Annotated in this window: 3 protein-coding genes and 1 pseudogene; 1 reads left to right on the top strand and 3 read right to left on the bottom strand. The window is 36.8% G+C overall.

What is annotated here, in order from left to right; all coding sequences use genetic code 11:
- Positions 1–64 precede the first annotated feature (64 nt).
- The 3 genes from COE25_RS28250 to COE25_RS28240 all read right to left on the bottom strand — a co-directional run bounded on the left by COE25_RS28250 (position 65) and on the right by COE25_RS28240 (position 3,539).
- A complete protein-coding gene (locus tag COE25_RS28250; RefSeq protein WP_098935017.1) occupies positions 65–1,072 on the bottom strand; it encodes a ketoacyl-ACP synthase III in 1,008 nt (335 codons plus the stop codon).
- Between the two features lie 305 nt (positions 1,073–1,377).
- Positions 1,378–2,355: an NAD(P)H-dependent flavin oxidoreductase gene (locus tag COE25_RS28245; RefSeq protein WP_098935016.1), complete on the bottom strand. Its 978-nt coding sequence runs from the start codon at positions 2,353–2,355 to the stop codon at positions 1,378–1,380.
- A 197-nt stretch (positions 2,356–2,552) separates the two neighbouring features.
- Positions 2,553–3,539 (bottom strand): DNA/RNA non-specific endonuclease, encoded by a 987-nt coding sequence (locus COE25_RS28240; protein ID WP_098935015.1) that lies wholly within the window; start codon positions 3,537–3,539, stop codon positions 2,553–2,555.
- An 805-nt stretch (positions 3,540–4,344) separates the two neighbouring features.
- On the opposite strand from COE25_RS28240, the pseudogene COE25_RS28235 reads away from it, so the two are divergent.
- Positions 4,345–5,179 (top strand): annotated as a pseudogene (locus COE25_RS28235) (IS110 family transposase); the annotation flags it as partial.

Genomic DNA, 5,179 nt, shown 5'->3' with positions numbered 1-5,179 from the left:
AGGAACATTTCGCACAACTATTGCACCCGTTACTTTAAGTAGAATGTTTCACGATGTTTTTACACTACAATGGTTTTGGTACATTAATTTGTTCGTCTAAATTTAATTCTAGCAATTGACCAGCATGAACCAAACCAGAACCGAAACCGTACAAAAGAACTTGGTCTCCATTTTTAACTTTTCCCTCACGAATTCCAAGGTCAAGTGCTAAAGGAATTGTTGCAGCAGAAGTATTTCCAAAGTTCACCAAGCTATAAAGAGTTTTTTCCATTGGGAATCCTAATTTTTCGCAAATCGGTTCGATTAGCCGTAAGTTAGCACTATGAGGGATAAACCAATCAACTTGTTCTAAACTCGTTTGCGTTTTTTCTAAAATTTGTTTTACACTTTCAGGAACATTTCTTACAACCCATCGAAAAACTTCCCTACCGTTTTGTACCAGATATTGAGTGTCGACTAACTCAATCCCATTGACTTTTTTAGATAGACCAGGACGGTATACATGTTGTGCTCCACTTCCGTCACTTCCCAAATGGAATCCGATAAAACTTTTCGATTGTTCGTCCCTTTCAACCAATACTGCACCAGCACCATCACCAAATAAAATACATGTACTTCTATCGGCATAATCCGTAATTTTGGAGATTGTATCTGCCCCAATAACAAGTACCTTTTTGTGGAGTCCAGAAGCAATATAGGTATGAGCTGTATGCAATGCATAAACAAATCCTGCACAAGCCGCACTTAAATCGATGGCACCTGTTTGAGCAATATTTAAACGGTCTTGTACGATACTTGAAACAGATGGAAATGGAAAATCTGGGGTACTTGTTGCAACGATAATCATATCTACATCTTCGACATTTTTATCATACCTATGCATTAAGTCTTTTACGGCACCCTCGCATAAATCACTTGTAAATTCATCAGGACGGCTAATTCTGCGTTCATGAATTCCTGTTCTTTGGATAATCCAATCATTATTTGTTTCAACCATTTGCTCAAGCTCAAAATTTGTTAACTTTTTTTCAGGTACATATGTACCAATAGCAGTTATTCTCGTTCCTATCATAGAAACCACCCCATATTTTTTTATTATAAGTTGGTATTAGTACCTAGTGCTAATTATAACGATTTATATTATTAAAAATCAATTTAAATTCTTTTTTTTCATAACAAAAAAAGGTTACTCCTTTTTGAAGTGACCTGCTTCGTTAGTTCAACAAGAAAAAGCTGCTTTAATGACAGCTCTGATCTTTAACTCAAGCACCCTATAGTTTAAGAACATTATTTCACAATCTTTGCTTCATAACAAAAAAATGGTTGCCGTAGCAACCATTAACGATTTAGATAACATCGCATAAATATAGTAAAAGTTTATCGATGGGTCCGCTCTCCGATAATATTACTTATACGACTCAAACCTTTTTCTGCCGAATTTATCATCTCATCAAATAACTCCTGTACTGTAGGTATATTGTTGATAAGTCCGATTACTTGTCCAGCCCATCCAAAACCCTCTGCTTCATTTCCATCATAGATAAACCTGCAATTAGCTTTTCCGCTTATTATATCTTGCAGATCTTCATAGTTTGCTCCTTCTTTTTCACGTTCGATAATATTGAGAGTAAATTCACTTTTCAGGACTCGTCCTGGTGAACCTATTGTTCTCTTAATAATTACTGTATCCGACTCTTTCGCATTAACAATTGCCTGCTTATATTTCTCGTTTGCGTGAACGCACTCTTGAGTAGCAATAAAGCGAGTACCCATTTCAATTCCTTCTGCCCCAAGTGCAAAAGCTGCCAATAAACCACGTCCATCGCCAATCCCACCGCTCGCTAACACTGGAATCGATACGGAATCGACTACACGAGGAATAAGTACCATTGTTCCAATATCGTCTCGTCCTAAATGTCCACCGCCTTCTTGTCCAACTGCCATTACAGCGTCAGCACCGAGTTGTTCTGCTTTCTGTGCCTGTCTAACGCCTGCAACAAGGACAAGCGTTCGAATATTTTCTCCTTTTATACGTTCAAAAATAGGTTGGGGATTAGCTCCTGTTATAGAAATTGCAGGTACCTTCTCTTCAATAGCAACCTCAAGCAATTCCTTATATTGCCCATCGTGCCTTGCAATAGCAAAGTTTACGGCGAATGGCTTATTGGTAAGTGTACGTACTTTACGAATTTCCTCACGAAGTTTTTCAGGTGAACCTAGTGTTGCAGCAGTAATCTGTCCGAGTCCTCCTGCATTCGAGACCGCAGCCGCCAGTTCAGCAAAAGCAAGGTAGGCAAGTCCCCCTTGTACTATTGGATATTTAATCCCAAAAATCTCGGTTACTCGTGTTTTCATAGTTTCTCCCACTCCTTTTCAGATGTTCTATGTATTAGTTTAAACATTCCACACAAAAGATTATTAATCCTGCAAAGTTTCTCAATAACGGATACTCTTGTTGTATTAACCTGCCCAGTTAGTACAACAAGAAAAAAGCCGCCAAAAATAGCAGCCTTTCTTCATTTTTGTGTTATATGTGTATATAGCCGATTTGTTTACTCACCTACTAGTCCATCACCATCCCGATCGTCCATATATTTATAGAGCCATGAATCACGCGTAATTGGCATTTTAAAGCCAGCAGCTTTGGCTTCAGCGATCGTAACACTTCCATTATGATTGGTATCCACCTTACTAACATCTTCATTACTACTTACCGTTTCGTTTGCTGGTACATTGTCTGTTTTCGGTGGGGTACTGCTCGTACCTGTCGTTTCCCCTAAATTTTTGTTCACTTCATCTGGGTTTACATTGTCAAATTCATCTGTAATGGTTCTGCCCTGAATTTTGTAAGTGAATTTATAATGGTTAGGAATTTGCGTCTGAGTATTTGGATATTGAATCACTGCTACAAAATCTGTACAACCTCCTGCATCTCGAATCACTTTTTCCATATAAGCTTGATCGCCGTGCCTATTGAGAATGCTGTCTTGAGGTGTAATGTTATATGCGTTAGATACTCCCCCAAGTGAGTCAGCAATCACATGCCCTTCATCTAATTCTTGACTCTCTGTACCTGGAACCTTTGCTTCATCAGAATAGTATCTCCCAGACGATAAAACATGTTCAGTATTCGGATTTTGGAGTGCTATATTTTTTGCTTCAACACGGATTAGCTGTCCGTATTCATTTGTAAAAGCCCAATATTCCCTGTCGCCATACCCGACATCAACTCTTACATTCGGCTTTCTAGAACCTGACATATCTCCGCCATCTACAACAATTAGTGTATATTTACTGTAGTCAAAGTCACCATTAACACTTGTTATCGTTGGTGTACTAGTGGCAGGAACACTTGGACTGACTCCGCTTTCACTATTCGTTTTTTCTGCCTTTTCTTTAGCCTCAGCTACACCCTGTTCCTTTTTTTTCCCTTCTATCTTTGTTTCAGCATTTTCCTCTTTGCCAGTTGTTTCATTTGATGAACAAGCTGCAAGGAAAACTAATAATAACGCCATAAATATGTAGGTTAATTTCTTCATGAATTATCCCCTTTTTGTAAATATCTGTAGAAATACCAATACTATTATACTGCTAAAACACTTCAAAAAACGAATAAAATATAATTTAAAAAGGATTCTAAGCTAAAGCTGAAATCCTTATAATCTTAACTCCAACCAATTTATATTCCCCATATATAATCCATAATGTTATTAACCTAGTTATGGTAAAATTCCTTATTCCATTAAACTGCTTCGTTAGTTGCATAAGGATAAAAAAAGAGCGACTTTTCAGCCGCTCTTAATTAACCATTTTATGATCTTTGTTTATTCTGTTTATAAATATAGTCGATCCTGTTCATAGTCCTATATCCTAAAATACCAAGGATTATTGTATAAATCGTTGTTAAAATTAAGCCAGAAATAGCAATCCAAAATAACGATGTTATCTTCTCTTTTTTGTTAAGCACAACAAATTACCTCCACGAGTTAATCGTTATTATCTTGCTCTTTTTAAGGAAGATTATTACAAGATCAACAATTGATTAGAGCGACCATTCAAGTCACTCATTCTTATTTTAATTAAACTCAAGCACCCGTTCGTATTATAAGTTCAGCCAGATATTTCTGGTTGAACATTTTTTATATAGTTTTATTATAACGGTAGCCGGGGTAGAACGTAAGCACCCGTGGGACTAGATCCCGTCAACTAAACAGTTCGCCCCCTACTTGTAGAAACATGATTGAGGCTGGTTGGGACTATGATCTCGTATAACAAGCGAAGCTATGATACTGCAAGAAGGAATTAGGGGTACCGGTAATTTTATTTTGGAGGAGGAGATTTAGAATGAATCCAGTCATTGGTCTGGATGTAGCAAAAGGTGAAAGTCAGGTACAAGCTTTCTTGGATAAGAAAAAACCTTACAAAAGTAGTTTTAAAGTAACACATACCCTTGAGGGATTAGATACGTTACATCAATATTTAAGAGAAATTGAGAACTTAACAGNNTTGAGGACAGAGATTATTTAATAATTATAGTTAATCCTCTTGTCTCCTATCGTGCCAAGAGCTCGAGTTTACGGAAAGTAAAAACAGATATAATCGATGCAAATCATCTCTGTGAAATGTACTATAAAGAGGATTTGGAGCCATATAAAAAACGTGGAATTCAACTCTTAAACCTTCGTAATCTAACAAGACAACACGAAAACTTAACAGGAATATTTGTACAAACCAAGCTACAGTTTCAAGCAGTTCTTGATCAAGTTTTTCCTGAGTATAGAGGTGTTTTTGGGGACTTATATTCAGTTGTTTCTTTACTAACTTTATTAGATTATCCTACATCTAACGATGTCTTAGAAGCTGGTGAAGAAACCATAGCAACTAGAATCAAGGATCATTGTAAAAGTCGTTCTCGAAGGTGGGCGGATGTAAAAGCAAAGAAACTTATAGATGCAGCAGCTCGGAATCCTTTTCAGGAAACCTTATATCAAAGCCACATTTTAACCTTAAAAATGTATATAAATATGCTTTTAGAATACCAAAAGCACCTATCTACGTTTGAAAATGAGATAGATGCTTTAGCAAAAGAACTTATAGAATATAAGATTATCCAATCAATCCCTGGTATCGGAGAAAAAATCGCGGCAACGATTATTTCAGAAATTGGTGAGATTGATCG

Origin of the sequence: Bacillus sp. AFS031507, assembly GCF_002584635.1 — a bacterium.
Taxonomy (GTDB): domain Bacteria; phylum Bacillota; class Bacilli; order Bacillales; family Cytobacillaceae; genus Neobacillus.
This window is presented reverse-complemented; position numbering and strand designations above follow the sequence as displayed.